A 15,720-nucleotide genomic window follows, 5' to 3' on the forward strand; every position below is an offset into this window, starting at 1 on the left:
ACTGAACGGGGAGAACGGGGAGGCGGCCGAGGTGAGTTCGAACGGGGGCGGAGGAACGGGCGGCGCACCGGACACGGGGCGGTCGTTCGACACCTTGTCGCATGTGAACCCCGCGATGGCGCTGGACATCCAGCACAGCGCGATGAAGGGCTTCAAGAAGCGCGTCGACGAACTGCTGACGGAACTCGAGGAGTCCGAGGCCGCCCCGGGCAGGGTCGGCCGGGACCGGCTGTCCCGCGCCCAGCTGGGTTCCGCCGACTTCAAGGAAGCACAGTTCCTCTACGACACGTACGCCATCGTGCACGACGAGTTGGAGAACCTCTCGAAGGCGCTCAACGCGCAGATCGAGGGGATGGGACTGGCGGTGCAGGCGGCGCGGGTGGGTTACGAGAACCTCGACGCCGACATCCGGGAGCGGATGAAGGCGGTCAACGCGGAGGCGGAGAAGTACTACGTCGCGGACCGGGATCCGTACGCGGACCGGCGGGGCAATGCCCCGGTGCCGGAGGGCGGCACCGCCGGACAGCGCACCGGTGCCTCCGGCGAGCGCGAGGAGGGTCTGTGATGGCCGGGCAGTCCCGGCGGCGGGCACCGCAGCTCGCCCGCACCGACTTCGAGTCCATGACGCACGAGCAGCTCGCGGCGATGCTCGACTCCGCGACCTCGGAGGGCGCGGCCCACCTCGCCGCCAAGCTCTCCAAGGCGGCCTCGACGATCACGAAGATCGGCGACGACCTCATGACGTACGCCAAGGGCCTGGAATGGCAGGGCGAGGCCGGCGACGCCTTCCGCGACTGGGGCGGCCAGACGGCGAGCGCGACGCTCCGCCTCGGCCAGTACGCCGAGGTGGCCTCGCGCTGGATGGCCACGGTGGCGCAGGCGGTCGCCGAGGCCAAGGCGGCCATGCCGGACACCTCGGAGACCACGCGGGCCCGGGCGGACCTGGCCGAGGCGAAGAAGTCGATGGCGGCGGCCCAGGACCCGGCCGCCCGCAACGACCCCGACGCCCGCAAGCTGGCCCAGACCGCCCAGAGCGACGCGGCGGCGGCCCAGCAGCGGATGGAGGCGGCCCGGGCGGAGGCGGTGCAGCAGCTGCGGAAGCTGGCGCAGACGTACGAGTACTCCGCGCAGCAGGTGAACAGCGTGGAGCCGCCTACGTTTTCGCCGCCGTCGGAGCACATGGACGCCACTCAGTGGGACAGTCGCGAGTACGTGTCCGTGGATACGGGCGCTCCGGGTACGGCCAGAGGTATGGGGGCGCAGTCAGCGGGGCGGGACAGTGGTGGAACGGGTTCGTACGCAACCACTCAGCCGGCCATGAACAGCGTCTCGGTCAATGTCCCCCTGGGTGGCGGCAGCGAGTCCGTCGACCGATCGCGCCCTGCCGCGATGGAAATCGACAGTGTGGCGACGTTGCCCGACCGGTCGGTGTCCCCAGCGACGGCACAGCCTGCGCCGGGCACAAGCGTTCCTCGGCCCGAGATGTCTCCTGGCCAGCCCTTCCCCGTTCCCACTGGCTTCCAGGGTGGCGGTACTGGTAACGCGGCCCCTGGCCGGGTTCCTTCAGGACTACGTGCACCACTCGCCCCGAACCCGGTCACGGGTGCCGGGGGAACTCGCATTCCCTCGGTCCGTGAGAGCGGCATCGTAGGAGGAAAGCCGGTCGCCCCGACCACAGGGCGTCCCACCGGAAGCATCCCCCGCGGCACCGTCATCGGCGGGCAGGGCCCCCAGGGCCACACCCCCATGGGGCGCGGTTTCACCACCGGCTTCCCGGGTGGCGCCACCGCCGGTACCGGCCGCGGTGACGCAGGCAATGGCCGTCGCCTCGCGTCCCAGCCGGGTGGGGTGGTGGGTGGCATGCCGAGCCAGAGCGGCCGCGTCTCTCCTGGTCGCCCCGTCACGCAGGGGGGCACGGGATTGCCGAGGCCGGCCGGTGCGGCTCAATCGCCTCACACGGCCGCGCAGGGCCGGTCCGGAGTGGTGCCCGGCGCGATGTACCGCCCGGGCACCAGAGATGCGCAACAGCGTGACCAGCGTCGGACCGACCGTCCCGACTACCTCTCCGAGGATGAGGAGACCTGGCAGCGGGGCAACCGCCGCCCTCTTCCTCCTGTAGTGGAGTAACCCCCACACCAGTCCGCCCCCAGGAAAGCTCATGCCAACCAGCAGCAGACGAAACACACGACCCGTCTCAGTGGTATCGGCCGCTCTCGGCCTGCTGCTGGTGGGCATCACCGCGACTCCGGCCCACGCGGAGTCGGTTCGTGCACGCCAATGGCACCTCGACGCGATGCACGCCGAGGAGATGTGGAAGGTCAGCACAGGGCGTGGCATCACGGTCGCCGTCATCGATACGGGTGTCGACGCTTCACTGGCCGACCTCAGAGGGCAAATACTCAAGGGCAAGGATTACTCCAAGCAATCGGGCGACGAGCGGACCGACCTCGATGGTCACGGCACGGGCATCGCCGCGCTCATCGCCGCCACCGGGGCACGCGGAGCGGAAAGCGGATCGTACGGCCTCGCCCCGGGTGCCAAGATCCTTCCAATTCGACTGAAGGACAGTACAGAGCTCTGGGACTTCAGTGCAGAGCACTCGTTCTCCCGGGACATGAGCCGGGCGATCAGGTACGCAGCGAATACGAATGCCCAGATCATCAATATTTCTGGTGGACAGTACGAGAACGCCCGCACCGATGACATCAACACCCCGGAGCTGGATGCCGCGGTCAAGTACGCGATCGACAAAGGAAAATTGATCTTCGCAGCCGCAGGCAACGAAGGAGACAAGAACAATCGGCCCGGCTATCCAGCAGCTACGCCCGGTGTCGTCGGTGTGGGGTCGATCAACGAGAAGATCGAACGGAGTTCGTTCTCCGAATGGGGACCGGAGATCGACGTCACCGCCCCTGGTGAAGACATGATCCACGCGTGCACCGGCGGTACGCAGGTCTGCCGCAGCGACGGCACCAGCGACGCCTCGGCCATCGCCTCGGCATCCGCAGCCCTCATCTGGTCCAAGCACCCGACGTGGACGAACAACCAGGTCCTCCGGGTGCTCATCAACACCATGAAGGGCAACGAGGACGGCTGGACCCGCAACGACGACTTCGGCTACGGGATCGTTCGCCCACGGGTCGCCCTCCAGAACCCCGGTGACCCCGGTCCCGCCGACGAGTACCCCCTGCCGGACCTGGCCGCGGCCGCCTCGACGTCCCCCGCTCCGCAAGCCTCCTCGACCGCCGGATCCGCGGACGGCGGCGCCACGGACGGCAAGTCCCCGGCGGCTGCCGCACCGAAGACGACCGAAGACAGTGACGCTCCGCTCTGGATCGGACTGGGCGTGGCAGCCGCCGCGGTCATCGGCGCCGCCGTCGCCGTCCCCGTGTTCCGCAGCCGCCGCAAGCGAGCCGTACAAGCGCCGGCCGCCCCGGTCGTCCCGCCCGCGTACGCGCCGCACACGCCCCCACAGCAGTACTCGCCCTACGGCCAGCCGCCCGGCCCCACCACCGGCACGCCCCCTCGGGAAGCGCCGCGCCCGGGACAGCACCCCTGAGCCCGGCCGGGCTCAGCACGCCGATCAGAAGTCAGTGACAGTACGAAGGAACCGACGTGTCATTCGATGAGATGTGGGGCCAGGCCCGCAGCAACGCGGTCGCGCGGCAGCAAAGCAGCATGCAGCTGAACCAGCTTTCCGCGTCGGGGGGCGGCAGAGGCGGCGGCAGCGACTACACCGTGACCTCCCCCGATCTGAAGGCTGTCGGCAACGAAGCGCAGGAGCTGTTCCACAGTTTCGAGACGGCCGCGTTCCACGCCGGCGCGCAGACCGACACGGCAGCGAACGAACTGAGCGAGGACGGCTTCAAGACGGGTTCGGCCCTCTGGACAGCCTGGGACACCTGGCGTTCCCAGGCCGAGGCGCTTCTCAGCGCGTGCGCTCACATTCACAACCACCTCGAAGACACCGTCGTGACGCACACCAAGCGCGAAGAGCTGCTCGCCACCAACCTCTCCGTCGAACAGATCAACAAGCACTTCAAGTAAGGCTGACACCCGTGGTCACTTTCAACGATCTCTTCAACGCGCGCCTGGGCAGCCTCAAGAATGCTGTCGACGACTGGACGGAGACGGTCAAGAAGCTCAAGCAGCTGGACGAGCAGGCGAGCAAAGGGCTGCTCAAGAAGGCGGAGAAGGCGGACTGGAAGGGTGAGAACGCAGGGATCACGCTGCCCTTCGTGAAGAAGACCGCCAAGGAGTTCGGAGACGCCGCCAAAGAGGCCGAAAGCATCCGGAACATCCTTCGTGATGCCCACACGGAGTTCAAGGCGGCCAAGACGAAGCTCGATGCAGTGGTCAAGGCAGCGCCGGACCAAGGCATTCGTATCGGCTCGGACGGTACTGTCAGTTTCCTGGTTCACCCGGATCGCCGATCCAAAGACGGTCCGGACCCGAAGGACGAGGATATTGCGAGGGTCCGCTCCGAGATCAAGGCCGCCGTCGAGAAGGCCACTGAGGCAGACGAGATCGCCTCGCGGGCGCTTCGCACTCTGGTCGGTAAGGACAAGCACAACTTCTCCGGCACCGACTACGACTCGCTCGCACAAGCCGGGAAGGCCCAGGACGCCGCGGACGCCCGGGCTGCGGCGAAGATCGTCGCCAAGGGCGATGACGCCACGACCCAGGAGATCGACCGCCTCAACAAGTACTTCAAGGACAACAAGGGCGACCAGTACTTCGCCGAGCGTTTCGTCCTCGCGGTCGGCGCCAAGGGCAATCTGGAGTATTGGGCCGACTTGGGTGACCCCACCGACGGGTCAAGGCTGGGCGTCGATCACCCCAAGCGCATGAAGGAGCTTCAGGAGAACTGGAGCATGACACTGGCCGCCGCCACGCACTCCGACAGTCCGGAGATGACCAAGTGGAAGGCGGACATGGTCAGGGCCGGCGATGACGTCATCCAAACCCGGGGCACATCCGCCCATGGCTTCCAGATCATGAGCAACCTCATGCGCAATGGTGTGTACGACACGAAGTTCCTCAATGACTACGCGAGTGCAGCCGTCGTTGCCGAACGACGCATGACCCACGACGGCGCGATCAGGCCGAGTCAGGTCTGGGACGCCGGTTTGGGGATGGCACCCCGGTTGAACTGGAGCGACAAGGACGACGTGGGTTCAGACCCGATGATCGGCCTCATGGAAGCATTGGGACACAATCCGAACGCTTCACTCGAGTTTTTCAACGATTCGACGAAATTGGGCGACGACAAGCTCAGCAACTGGGACTACTTCGTCGGTCACGGCAAGGAGGCCCGTGCGTGGCCTGTTGACCACGACGGAAAACCACAAGGCTACGAGAACCTCGGCCACGCCCTGGAGTCAGCCACTCTTGGCTACGCATATGACGCGAAGGATCCCAGCATTCCCCCGATGAAGACCGAGGAGCAGATCGAGGCCCGAGAGGCTCGAACTGAACTGATGTCGAAAGTCGTAGCGAACTACAACTCCGCCGAGGTTATCGACAAACAACCCGGCATGCTGGGCAGTCTGGCCAAGATGGCGGCAGGGCACATCGACAGCCTCAACTATTCGACTGCCGACTTCGGCGGCACGAGCGATATCAATGGTCGCGATGCCCGTTTCGGTGCCGAGAAGAACCACCTCACCGACTTCGGCGTTACGACGACCACGCAGTTCCTTCGAGCGCTGGCCAGCGATGAAGATGCGTACGACACGGTTTCGGCGGCACAGCAGGCCTACGGAACCAGCGTCATGGCCGCCCAGGGCGACGACCGGGAGGACGTGAAGCGCGTTGCGATGCACAGCATCATGATGCACGGGATGCTCGACCAAGCGCGCTTCGAAAGTATCGGTCAGGAGTTCGCAGACCAGAAAGAGGCTGCGAACAGGGAGCTGGAAAAGCAGGGAGCTTGGCGCGACTTCGCTGTGGGTGCCGTTATCGGCACCACAGTCGGCGTGGCATCCGAACTCATCATCCCCACACGGGCCGCCGCCGCCATTGCCGTTCCCCTCGCTTTCGAGGTGGTCGGCGGAGCGGCGGAGACATACATGTCGAACCAGACACTTGACTGGCTCAAGGAGAACGAGTTCGAGAACAGGGACAAAGCCCTGGAAGGCATCGAAAAGGCGAGAGCTACCGGTCAGCAAAATGCCATGACCCCGCTGCTCAATTATGCGCAGGCGAGCGGACTTTCTGACGACGACATCTGGGACCTGTCCGTCCAGGCCGAAGGCTCCTACAATGACGGTCGCGCCCGTACTGACACCAAGGATGCCCGAGGTTACTGATGAACAGAATGACCGTGATTTCTTTGGTTCTGGCATCCCTTGTCTTGCCAGTGACATCCTGCACAACAGGCGAAAGTCAACCCAGCCCTGCCGCTGACGGCTGCGAGGAGACGCTGGGGACGTCTGGGATCAAGTGGGTGGAGGATCATGCGGCGACGGATGAGGGCGAGAGCGTCGACAGAAGCGGAATGAAGCTGAAGGAGAGCCGGAGCGAGTACCTCAAGCAGATGGATTCATGGAATCCGGATGGCTCCCACTGGTCGGCGGAGCTGTGCAGCATGAGCACGTTCAGCTCAGGCAAGAACAAGGTGTTCAGGCTGGAGTTCGGCCCGTCTTCCGTTCCCTTCGACTTTGACACGAAGAGCGACGGAGGCATCACGACCGCTGTCAATGACGACGTGAAACTCCATCAATCCAAGGACGCGCGGGGAGTGACTCGCTACGGCGTCTACGTGAAATGCCAGGTGTCAGGGAATCCCGCCCGCCAGGCGAGCATGACGCCCCTCGCCGGTGTCCTGACCGACACGTTGACCAGCGGCACGACACCTGAGGACCATGTGACGTATCTGTTGCGCTCCACCAAGGCCGTGGTGAAAAGCCTGACGTGTGAGAACAAGCCTGTCGTCCCGGCCGGCACCCGCGTGTCCGAGCACTGACCGACACGCTTCCCTGAATCGTCCGTCTTCAAGAGACAGCCCGTTTCTGGCCGATGTGGGCCACAGGGTAAGCCTCATCGTCCGGGTCGCTCATCTCCATAAGGTTCCGTGCGATGTCGATGTCCGTCGAACGGTGACTGGCGCCCAGCGACTCGTGTGCTTCGGTCGTGCGGGTCGCTCGTCATCAGGGGCGGGCGTGCCGGCTGTCCTGAGACATGCCAGTGCTTCCGCGGCCGGTCGCCGTGCGGGCGGCGTCCGCCCTCGTGGGGTGAGTCCCCTCGTCGCCCGCGACGTGACCGGGGAGGCCGTCGTGGTGTGCGGCGGCCTCCCCGGGGTGTCGTGCGGAGTCGTCAGCTCATCAGCATGCGGAAGCGGGCCGCGTTGCCCTTGTCCGTGTCCTGGTAGCCGATGACCGACTCGTCCAGGAGCTGGGCGATGCGGGCCAGCTTCTGGCACATCTGGTCCATCTCGGTGCTGCTGCTGCGCTGGATCTCGGCGTAGGCGGTCTTCGCCTCGCCCTCCCAGGTCTCGGCGACGGCCTTGACCTTGCGCATGAGGACCTCGAGCTGCTCGGACAGCTCCCTGGCCGTCTTGCGCACGTCCTGCGCGGCCTGGGTGACGGTGTCGTAGTTGACTGCCGTGCGGTCGTAGTTGACGCTCACTGTGTGTTCTCCCGGGTGGCGTGCGGCGCGCTGATGCGGATCAGGCGAGGTCGGTGATGCGGCTGGTGACCTGGTAGGAGTTGTCCACCTTGCGGATCTCCGAGACGCGCTCCTGCTCGTGCGTGCTGAAGCCCTTGACGCTCATCCGCATGACTTCCTCGAGGTCGACGAGGTTGTCCTGGAGCTTCTTCAGGTGCTGGTTGACACCGCGCTGCACGGTGTCGAACTCCTTGCCCGCCGCGCCCTGCCAGCCCGCCTGGATCATGTCCACGACGGTGTTGAGGGACGTCACCCGGCTGCTGACGTCCATGTGGAAGTCGCGGATCTTGTCCGCGAGGTCGGTCAGGTCCGAGTCGCTGTAATTGACGCTCATGGTCTCTTGCCCTCCTCTTGAAGCACCGGTGGTTCACCACCACCGTGACGGGTCCGCCGTGGACGGATATCCAGGCTGTCCTGGCGGGCAAGAACCGCTGCCGTGCCGCGCGCGACGCGCGGTTCGCAGCGTCGCGCCGCCCCCGTGCCGTACCACATGCGTGGCACCGGGAGCCACTTTAGTCACTTGACCTGGGGGTTCCAACTGCAAAGCGGAACCGGGTCAGTTCGGCTTCCGGGATGCTGGTTCCCGGCCCCCGGGAACCGCCGCCGGCCCGGGGCGCGGCCAGTATCGTGACCGGTGGATCGTTGGTACGTCGGGAAAGGACCGCTCCGCATGACTGGTGTGCAGGACGAGGAACTCAAGGCACGCAAGGAGCGCGAGCGGGACGAGTTGTACGCGCTCGACATCTCGGGCGTGGAGTGGCACAGCGCGCCCGGCACGGAGGAGCACGAGGAGCGGGTGGAGATCGCCTACCTGCCCGGCGGTGCCGTGGCCATGCGGTCGTCGCTCGATCCGGACACCGTGCTGCGGTACACGGAGGCGGAGTGGCGGGCCTTCGTCCTGGGCGCGCGGGACGGGGAGTTCGACCTGGAGCCGTCGCCGGGCCAGGAGGGCTCCGCCTCCGAGTGACGCCTGCGGGCTCCGCCCGCGCGTACGAGGAGGGAGGGGTGCCGTGTCCGCCCCTCCCCCTCGCGTGGCCCGGTCAGTGCTTCAGGCCGGCGCTGCCGTAGCCGATGGCCATCAGGACCGAGGCCTCGGGGTCCTCGTCGTCCTGGACGAGGGTGCGCCGGGCGAAGAAGACCCGGCCCCGCTCGACGAGGATGTCGGACTGCTCCGGGTCGCTGAGTTCCCCTTCGTCGTCGTCCGGGAGGACGAAGAACAGGAACGGGGTCTCCTTGTCCGTGCGGGGGTTCCAGCTCACCACGGAGGCCGGGGCCAGGGCGCCGGCCCGGCGGTAGATCAGGAGCTCGTCGCCGTTCGTCCGCAGCGGGTAGACCATCTGCAGCGAGCGGCCCTCGAACTTGCCCCGCGTCTTGCCCGTGCGCAGGTCGAACGCCACGATCCAGTCGGAGGGCTGGCCGGCGCCGAAGTTCTCCTCGCTCATGACGAAGGCCTGCTCGCGGCCCACCACCATGCCGTCGCAGTTCTCCACCACGCCGAAGTACGGCGAGGAGAAGTAGCGGTTGCCGCACTTGGCGTCGTAGCCCTCCAGGGAGATGGTGGCGCGGTGCCTGCCCCGGGCGTCCAGGGTGATGAGGTCGGTCACCGAGCTGTCGCCGGCCGCCACGGCGAGCACCGGCGGGTCGGAGGAGGGCAGGTGGACCTTGTGAACGCCGCGCGCGACCTTGTAGGTCCACCGGGGCTTTCCGGTGCGCGGGTCGAGTTCCTGCACGCGGTAGGTGGCGTCGGGGGTCTCGCCGCAGATCTCCAGGGCGAGCAGGGCGCGGCCTCCGGCGTAGCCCTGGTCCTGGCACTGCGAGGCGCTCGTGCCGTGCCAGAGCCGGCTGCCGTCCTTCATGTCGTAGGCCACCGAGCCGCGCCGCCAGGCGACGGCCACCACGCCCTGGGTCAGGGTGAGGTTGGTGTTCGTCACGAAGGCGGAGCCGGCGCCCGGCATCTTCTTCTGCCAGAGCTTCTTGCCGGTGTTCAGGTCGAGGAACACGACCTGGTCGCAGACGCCCTCCTGCGCCGATCCGTCGGGGCGCGGGGGCTGGACGACGACGGCGGTCCGGCCGTCGGTGGTGACGTGCCTGCTGGTGGCGCAGAGGTGGCCGCCGAGCTCGAGCGTCCAGGCCTTCTGGCCGTCGCCGTCGATGCGGTAGCCCTCGACGCGGCCGGCGACGCCCTTGGCGAGGACGGTGTCGGTGGCCCAGGTGCCGGGCGCGTAGCGCGGGCTCGTCTCCGTGGCCTTGGTGAGGTCCTCCTCGCTGTGCTCGACGACCAGCCGGCCCTCGGGCGAGGCGGGGATCCGCTCGGCGGTGTCCCTGACGGCGTCCGGCGCCTGCCGGACGGCTGCCCGGGGTGTCGCGTCGTCCTCGGGCTCGCCGGGCCACAGCAGCCAGCCGCCCGCGCCGACGGCGAGGGCGGTGACGGCCGCGGTGACCGCGCCGAGCAGCCGTCTGCGGCGTCTGCGGCGCGCGTCGTCCGCCGTCAGCGCGGACTGCGTGTAGACCGACGGGGGCGGGCCGAACGTCATGCTGCGGGGTCCTTTCGTAGGCGGCGGCGCAGGTCGCGCACGACGACGGCGGTGCCCGCGATGACCGTGACCAGGACCGCGGTGATGCCCAGGGCGTACGTGGCGTAGCGCTCGTCGCGTTCCGCCGGGGTCTCGGCCAGGGAGAACGGGGCCACGTCGGGGGCCTTCGCCCGGGTGACGCCCGGGTCGGGTGTCGGGGACGAGGGCGGGTCGGCGAGGTCGGAGTCCTGGACGGCGCGGACCGGGTCGACCACGCCCCAGCCGACGAAGTCGTCGTGGCCGTTGACGGAGCGTTCCGCGGTCTGCTCGATCTGCGTGACGATCTGCGCGGGGGTCCAGTCGGGGTGCTTCTCCTTCAGCAGGGCCGCGACACCGGCCACGAACGGGGCGGAGAAGCTGGTGCCGCTGTCGGTGCACTGGCCGCCGCCCGGGACGGTGGAGACGATGTCGACGCCGGGGGCGGCCACGCCCACGAAGCTGCCGGGCTGCGAGAAGGCGGCGCGTTCGTTGTTCCGGTCGGAGGAGGCCACGGCCAGGACGCCTTCGAAGGCCGCGGGGTAGGTGTTCCTGGCCTTGCCGTCCAGGCCGTCGTTGCCGGCGGAGGCGACGACGACCACGCCGCGCGCGAGGGCCCTGCGGACCGACTCGGCCAGGGCCGAGGTGCCGGACAGGGGCTTGGTGGTGTCCTGCGAGATGTTGATGACGTCGGCGCCGCGGGCGACGGCGTGGTCGATGGCCCGGGCCATCGAGTCGGAGTCGCCGCTGCTGTCGGCGTCGTTCTGGCGGACGGGGATGACGGTGGCGTTCGGGACGAGGCCGACGAAGCCGGTGCCCGCGCGGGGCCGGGCCGCGATGATGCCGGCGACCTTGGTGCCGTGGCCGACCTCGTCGTCGGTGGGGTCGCCGCCCTTGCCGGCGAGCAGGTCCAGCCCGGCGGCCTCGTCGACGGCCGCGGCCAGTTGCGGGTTCTCGTCGTCGACGCCGGTGTCGATGACGGCCACCCGTACGCCCTTCCCCTTGTCGGTGCCCTGCCAGAGTTCGTCGAGCAGGACCCGCTGCAGCGACCAGGGGCGTGCCTTGAACTGCCGCTTGCTGGGGAAGGTGCACTCCCCGCTGCCGTCGAGCACGGTGCGTGCCTCCGGGCGCGCCCGCACGTCGTGGACGGGCGTCCGGCTGCCGAGCATGGTCAGTAGTACGGCTGCGGCCAGCACAGTGGCCTTGGTCGGCGACACCGGTGCGGTGCTCCTGTTCTCGTCCGTCGTCCGTGGGGCGGTGCGTACGCGGTCCCGTGCGCGGGGTCGGGTCACGAACCCTGCGGCTGGCGGGCGCTGTTGGTGTCCAGGCGGGGTCCCTTGGCCAGGAACTCGGACCAGACCAGCGGGATCCTCGCCGGCCGGACGTTCTGGTAGCCGAGCTTGACCTGGGCCTCGCTGGGCTCGGGGGTGCCGTCGGACGTCCTGGTGCCGTCGTCGGCGCCGATGTCCGACTTCTCGCTGTCGCTGTCCCCGTTGGCCTGCACGGCGTACCGCAGGCCGGTGTCCGTCACGAGGAACAGGGATCCGGCGTCGGAGGCGGTGCCCTGGAGCTGGGTGTACAGCTGGCCGGTGCCGGGGGTGACGTAGGTGCTCGTGCCGTCGGCCGTGATCTCGACGGGGTAGTCGGTGCCGGCCCAGGTGCTCAGCGTCGTGGAGTTGTCCTCGCCGACGTCGCGCAGGACGCTGCACACGGTGTCCCGGCCGCCGGTGGCGGAGTTGACCTGCCGGGCCTTCTGCCGCGGCCAGTTCGCGGGCTGGCCCGCGAAGGGTTCGGGGTCGGCGGTGAAGTCCTGCAGGCCCACCGGCCGGGCCTTGCTGTTCATGTCCAGCGCGGCCGTCTGCGGCGAGGTGATGAGCAGCCAGGCGGTGAACTCGGTGATCGGCTGCACCTTGCCCGGCAGGACGACGTAGTTCTGGGTCCCCTCGCCGGTCTCCGCCTCGAGGACCATGCCGACCCGGTTCTCGTCGGCGGAGAGCTGGCCCGGGACGCCCGCGGGCGCACCGACGTCGCCGGGGATCCGGGGGACCCGGATCGGTGCGCCCTTGTGCAGGGTGGCGATCCACTCCTCGGTGACGAGCTGCGGCTTCGCGCGGCCGACGAGCGCGGTCGTCAGCGCGTCGGTCTCCGTGCCGGTGACGGCGTACGCGGTGCCGCGCGCGTCGACCAGGTACCGCTCGCCGCCGCGGGTCCTCACGTACAGGGCGTCGCCGCCGGAGAGCCGGCCGGAGCCGTCGGCCTTCCTCCCGTCCGTCCTCTTGGCGTCCGTGCCGGCCAGGACGAAGGCCGCCTCCTGGACGGTGCCGCCCTTGCCGCCGGGCTGTTCGCACACGGCCCAGCGCTTCCGCTCGCCGGCCTCGTCGGCGGAGGGGAGGCGGTCGGGCGCGTAGGGGATGCCGAGGATCGGGCCGCGCGGCAGCTTGCCCGAGTCGAGGATCTCGTCGCTGACCTGGACGACCTTGTAGCCGGCGTCCTTCATCAGCAGGCGGGCGGAGGCGAGGTTGAGGACGGGGTGCAGCCGGGTGGTGCCGTCGGTCTTGAGGACGACGTAGCGTGTGGTCGACTGCTTGCCCACGATGACGCGGGCCCCCGGGTCGTCCCAGCCGGGCGGTGCCGTGGGCTGGAACATGCCCCAGGCGCCGAAGACGCCCAGTACGAGGACACCGGCGACCATGCTCGGCACGACGGCCCGCAGCGGCCGGGGAGCCCCCTCCTCCGAGCCCGAGGGGGACGGCTGGAGGAAGGCCGCGAGCAGGCGCCGCTTCGCGAACGTGTAGGCGTTGAGTTCGTCCCGCCGTGATGCCATGAGTGACAGTCTCTCCCCGTTACCGCCACGGGGGTTGCTGTCCCCCGCCGTCCGATGCCGGACCGGCCCCCTACTATGCCTGGTAGCCGCCGGGCCCGGTGGAGCGGGTAGGGTGACCGGGCCTTTCGGAGCCCTATGTGGTGCCCTACTCAGGCTGGTTGTGAGCAATGCGGGGGGATGGAGTGATGGCTTCGGGGACGCGGGCGGGTGGCCGCGTGCGGGCGCGCGGCTCGTCGGCACGGGACGGGGCGGCGGCCGGGGAACCGGCGGCGGACCCCCGTCCGGCGCAGGGTCCGCTCCACCTCAGGGCGCGCCCGGGCCGGGGCGGTTCGTTCCGGATGCAACGGCTCGTGCTGGTGGAGCTGGCCGCGGCCGTCCTGCTCGTCGGATGGGTGATCGATCCGGTGGCCCTGGTGCCCGCGGGGGCCGTCGCCGTGGCGCTCCTGCTGCTCGCCTTCGTCCGCCGGCGCGGGCGCTCGCTGCCCGAATGGCTGGCCACCGCACGGCGGTTGAGGGCGCGCCAGAAGCGGGCTGCCGCGCTGGACATACCGCCGGGGACCGAGCCCGGGCTGGTGCCCGCGCTCGAGTGCGAGCCGGCGCTGCGCACCTCCTCCTACGGGGTGCGGGACCGCCGGCCGGTCGGGATCGTCGGGGACGGCACCTTCGTCACCGCCGTCGTGCACGTGGAGGCCGACGCCACCGCGCTGCGCGCGGAGCGCGGCCGGCAGCCGCTGCCCCTGGGGCTGGTGCGGGACGCCCTCGACGTGGACGGGATCCGGCTGGAGTCGGCGCAGATCGTGCTGCACACGCAGCCGGCCCCCGCGTTGCACCTGCCGCAGCAGTCGGTAGCGGTCGCGAACTACGCGCCCCTGCAGGAGCGGACGGGCGCGCCCGCGGTGCGGATCACCTGGATCGCGCTGAAGCTGGACCCGGAGCTGTGTGCGGAGGCCGTGGCCGCGCGCGGCGGCGGGCTGCTCGGGGCGCAGCGGTGCGTGGTGCGCGCGGCCGACCACCTCGCCAGCCGGCTGACGGGCGCCGGGTTCCGTACGACCGTGCTGGACGAGGAGGAGCTGATCGCGGCGCTCGCCACGTCGGCCTGCGCCAACCCGCTGGTGACCGCGGAGGCCGGGCGCACGGAGACCAGGGAGCGGCGCACGGAGGAGTCCGGCCGCAGCTGGCGGTGCGACAACCGCCGGCACACCACGTACTGGATCCGCCGCTGGCCCGCGCTGGGCGGCGGCGCGGGTCCGTCGCTGCCCCAGCTGGTCGCGCTCGTCACCGCGGTCCCGGCGCTCGCCACCACCTTCAGCCTGACGCTGGCGCGGGGCGAGGGCCAGGACGTCTCGCTGTGCGGGCACGTGCGGGTGGCGGGGCGCAGCGACGACGAACTGGTCGCGGCGCGGCGCGCGTTGGAGGACGCGGCGCGGCAGGCGGGGGCGGGTCTGACGCGGCTCGACCGGGAGCAGCTGCCCGGCGTGCTGGCCACGCTGCCGCTGGGAGGTGTGCGATGACGGCGTCCACGACACGGCCGGCCGCCGGTCCGGCGTACCGCACCGCGGACGAGGACCGGCCGTCCGCCGCGCAGCGGGTCCGCGGGCGGCTGCTCGGCGGTTTCGGGCTGCTCGGCCCGCGGCACGGACGGCACACGGTGTCCGCGCAGGACCTGGACCGGCTCGCCCTGCCCATCGGTGACGACGGCGTCGTCGCGGGAGTGGACGCCGAGGGACAGCCGGCGGTGCTGGGGCTGAACCGGCCCACGCCGTACGACGTCGTGCTGATCGGCGGTCTGTGGACCGCGCAGGTGCTGGCCCTGCGGGCGGCGGCGACGGGGGCGCGGGTCGCGGTGGAGACCGGGCGGCCGGAGTCCTGGATCCAGATGGTGCACGCCATGGGCGGCGGGCAGAACGGGCTGGCGGTGTACGAGGTGGGGCGCGTGCCGCCGCAGGGCGCGTCGGCCGGCACCCCGGTGCTGGTGGTGCGGGACTGCGGCATGCGGCCGCCGCGCGGCCGGGTCGTGTCGGGTCCCTGGCAGTCGGTGCTGACGCTGCTGCCGTACCTCAGCCCGGTCGCCCCGCGGCTCCTGCGGCAGGCGCGGCTGGCGGGCATCCAGCAGGTGTCCCCCGACGAGGCGGGCGAACTGGGGCGCATCATGGGCCTGTCGCGGGCCGAGGTGGAGTCGTTGCCCACCCTGGTCGACGGCATGACCCTCTGGTGCGCCGACCGTGACCGGCAGTACGTGCTGACCCAGCCCACCGACGCGGAGATCGGGCTGCTGGGGACGCCGCGGCGCATGGACTGACCGGCCGGGCGGTGGCGGAGGTGCCGGGCCGGTCCGTCAACTCGGCATCCAGGTGGACCCGTTGGAGTACGGGCGCGTCGACGCGGTGCCGGGGTCGCGGTGTTGTGGCGCGGGCGCGTCGACGCGGCACCGGGACCGGCTCGTCGTGACGGACGTGTGCCGATCCGGCACCGGAACCGGCTCGTCGTGGTGACGGGCGTTGCCCTGGTCCCGCGGTGTTTCTGCGCGGGTCCGTGTCGCTACCGTGCGGCTTGTGACCCGAAGGACCGGTGGCGATGGGCGGATGGGCCTGCCGGTGCGGGGCTTGTGGTGATTAGGCTGGGACCGGGCGCGACGTCAGAACGCGTGGACAGGCGTCCGCGTTCCAGGGGGAGAGCGGG

The 15,720-nt window shown here is 69.8% G+C and carries 14 protein-coding genes; 9 read left to right on the plus strand and 5 right to left on the minus strand.

What is annotated here, in order from left to right; all coding sequences use genetic code 11:
- Window positions 1-31 precede the first annotated feature (31 nt).
- From ACIF8T_RS16010 to ACIF8T_RS16035, 6 genes are read left to right on the plus strand one after another with little or no spacing between them, the layout of a single operon-like run.
- Entirely contained in the window at window positions 32-565 is a 534-nt protein-coding gene (locus ACIF8T_RS16010) for a hypothetical protein (RefSeq protein ID WP_400035372.1), read from the plus strand.
- Complete coding sequence (locus ACIF8T_RS16015) at window positions 565-2,127, plus strand: hypothetical protein (protein ID WP_400035374.1); 1,563 nt, start codon at window positions 565-567, stop codon at window positions 2,125-2,127. The genes ACIF8T_RS16010 and ACIF8T_RS16015 overlap by 1 nt, the downstream gene beginning before the upstream one ends.
- A gap of 31 nt (window positions 2,128-2,158) precedes the next feature.
- Window positions 2,159-3,559 carry a type VII secretion-associated serine protease mycosin gene (gene mycP, locus ACIF8T_RS16020; RefSeq protein WP_400035376.1) on the plus strand — a complete coding sequence of 467 codons (1,401 nt, stop codon included), beginning with the start codon at window positions 2,159-2,161 and terminating at the stop codon, window positions 3,557-3,559.
- 56 nt (window positions 3,560-3,615) lie between these two features.
- Window positions 3,616-4,047, plus strand: a complete 432-nt coding sequence (locus ACIF8T_RS16025; RefSeq protein ID WP_400035378.1) for a hypothetical protein — start codon at window positions 3,616-3,618, stop codon at window positions 4,045-4,047.
- An 11-nt stretch (window positions 4,048-4,058) separates the two neighbouring features.
- A complete protein-coding gene (locus ACIF8T_RS16030) occupies window positions 4,059-6,311 on the plus strand; it encodes a hypothetical protein (RefSeq protein ID WP_400035380.1) in 2,253 nt (750 codons plus the stop codon).
- Complete coding sequence (locus tag ACIF8T_RS16035; protein ID WP_400035382.1) at window positions 6,311-6,967, plus strand: hypothetical protein; 657 nt, start codon at window positions 6,311-6,313, stop codon at window positions 6,965-6,967. Before ACIF8T_RS16030 ends, ACIF8T_RS16035 begins: the two co-directional genes overlap by 1 nt.
- Window positions 6,968-7,317: 350 nt before the next feature.
- On the opposite strand, the gene ACIF8T_RS16040 is transcribed toward ACIF8T_RS16035, so the two are convergent.
- Both ACIF8T_RS16040 and ACIF8T_RS16045 read right to left on the minus strand, forming a co-directional pair.
- Window positions 7,318-7,629, minus strand: coding sequence for a WXG100 family type VII secretion target (locus ACIF8T_RS16040; RefSeq protein ID WP_400035384.1), 312 nt, complete (start codon window positions 7,627-7,629; stop codon window positions 7,318-7,320).
- A 40-nt stretch (window positions 7,630-7,669) separates the two neighbouring features.
- Window positions 7,670-8,002: a WXG100 family type VII secretion target gene (locus tag ACIF8T_RS16045; protein ID WP_400035386.1), complete on the minus strand. Its 333-nt coding sequence runs from the start codon at window positions 8,000-8,002 to the stop codon at window positions 7,670-7,672.
- 336 nt (window positions 8,003-8,338) lie between these two features.
- On the opposite strand from ACIF8T_RS16045, the gene ACIF8T_RS16050 reads away from it, so the two are divergent.
- Window positions 8,339-8,635 carry a DUF397 domain-containing protein gene (locus ACIF8T_RS16050; RefSeq protein ID WP_400035388.1) on the plus strand — a complete coding sequence of 99 codons (297 nt, stop codon included), beginning with the start codon at window positions 8,339-8,341 and terminating at the stop codon, window positions 8,633-8,635.
- Between the two features lie 73 nt (window positions 8,636-8,708).
- Here ACIF8T_RS16050 and ACIF8T_RS16055 read toward each other — a convergent pair whose 3' ends face one another.
- The 3 genes from ACIF8T_RS16055 to eccB form a co-directional block, all read right to left on the minus strand.
- Window positions 8,709-10,202: a PQQ-binding-like beta-propeller repeat protein gene (locus ACIF8T_RS16055; RefSeq protein ID WP_400035390.1), complete on the minus strand. Its 1,494-nt coding sequence runs from the start codon at window positions 10,200-10,202 to the stop codon at window positions 8,709-8,711.
- The gene (mycP, locus tag ACIF8T_RS16060; protein WP_400035392.1) at window positions 10,199-11,434 is read right to left on the minus strand and encodes a type VII secretion-associated serine protease mycosin; all 1,236 of its coding nucleotides are present in this window, start codon (window positions 11,432-11,434) and stop codon (window positions 10,199-10,201) included. The genes ACIF8T_RS16055 and mycP (ACIF8T_RS16060) overlap by 4 nt, the downstream gene beginning before the upstream one ends.
- 71 nt (window positions 11,435-11,505) lie before the next feature.
- Entirely contained in the window at window positions 11,506-13,041 is a 1,536-nt protein-coding gene (gene eccB, locus ACIF8T_RS16065; RefSeq protein ID WP_400035394.1) for a type VII secretion protein EccB, read from the minus strand.
- 185 nt (window positions 13,042-13,226) lie between these two features.
- Between eccB and eccE the strand changes: the two genes are divergently transcribed.
- Together eccE and ACIF8T_RS16075 are read left to right on the plus strand one after the other, a co-directional pair.
- Entirely contained in the window at window positions 13,227-14,552 is a 1,326-nt protein-coding gene (eccE, locus tag ACIF8T_RS16070) for a type VII secretion protein EccE (protein WP_400035396.1), read from the plus strand.
- Window positions 14,549-15,340 carry a hypothetical protein gene (locus ACIF8T_RS16075; RefSeq protein WP_400035398.1) on the plus strand — a complete coding sequence of 264 codons (792 nt, stop codon included), beginning with the start codon at window positions 14,549-14,551 and terminating at the stop codon, window positions 15,338-15,340. Before eccE ends, ACIF8T_RS16075 begins: the two co-directional genes overlap by 4 nt.
- Window positions 15,341-15,720 lie beyond the last annotated feature (380 nt).

The sequence above is a fragment of the Streptomyces sp. NPDC085946 genome (assembly GCF_044540485.1).
Lineage (GTDB): Bacteria > Actinomycetota > Actinomycetes > Streptomycetales > Streptomycetaceae > Streptomyces.

Coding starts and splice junctions, on each gene's coding strand:
- ACIF8T_RS16050 (WP_400035388.1), top strand. CDS start 8,339: ATGACTGGTGTGCAGGACGAGGAACTCAAGGCACGCAAGGAGCGCGAG.
- ACIF8T_RS16015 (WP_400035374.1), top strand. CDS start 565: ATGGCCGGGCAGTCCCGGCGGCGGGCACCGCAGCTCGCCCGCACCGAC.
- ACIF8T_RS16045 (WP_400035386.1), bottom strand. CDS start 8,002: ATGAGCGTCAATTACAGCGACTCGGACCTGACCGACCTCGCGGACAAG.
- eccB (WP_400035394.1), bottom strand. CDS start 13,041: ATGGCATCACGGCGGGACGAACTCAACGCCTACACGTTCGCGAAGCGG.
- mycP (WP_400035376.1), top strand. CDS start 2,159: ATGCCAACCAGCAGCAGACGAAACACACGACCCGTCTCAGTGGTATCG.
- eccE (WP_400035396.1), top strand. CDS start 13,227: ATGGCTTCGGGGACGCGGGCGGGTGGCCGCGTGCGGGCGCGCGGCTCG.
- ACIF8T_RS16035 (WP_400035382.1), top strand. CDS start 6,311: ATGAACAGAATGACCGTGATTTCTTTGGTTCTGGCATCCCTTGTCTTG.
- ACIF8T_RS16055 (WP_400035390.1), bottom strand. CDS start 10,202: ATGACGTTCGGCCCGCCCCCGTCGGTCTACACGCAGTCCGCGCTGACG.
- ACIF8T_RS16075 (WP_400035398.1), top strand. CDS start 14,549: ATGACGGCGTCCACGACACGGCCGGCCGCCGGTCCGGCGTACCGCACC.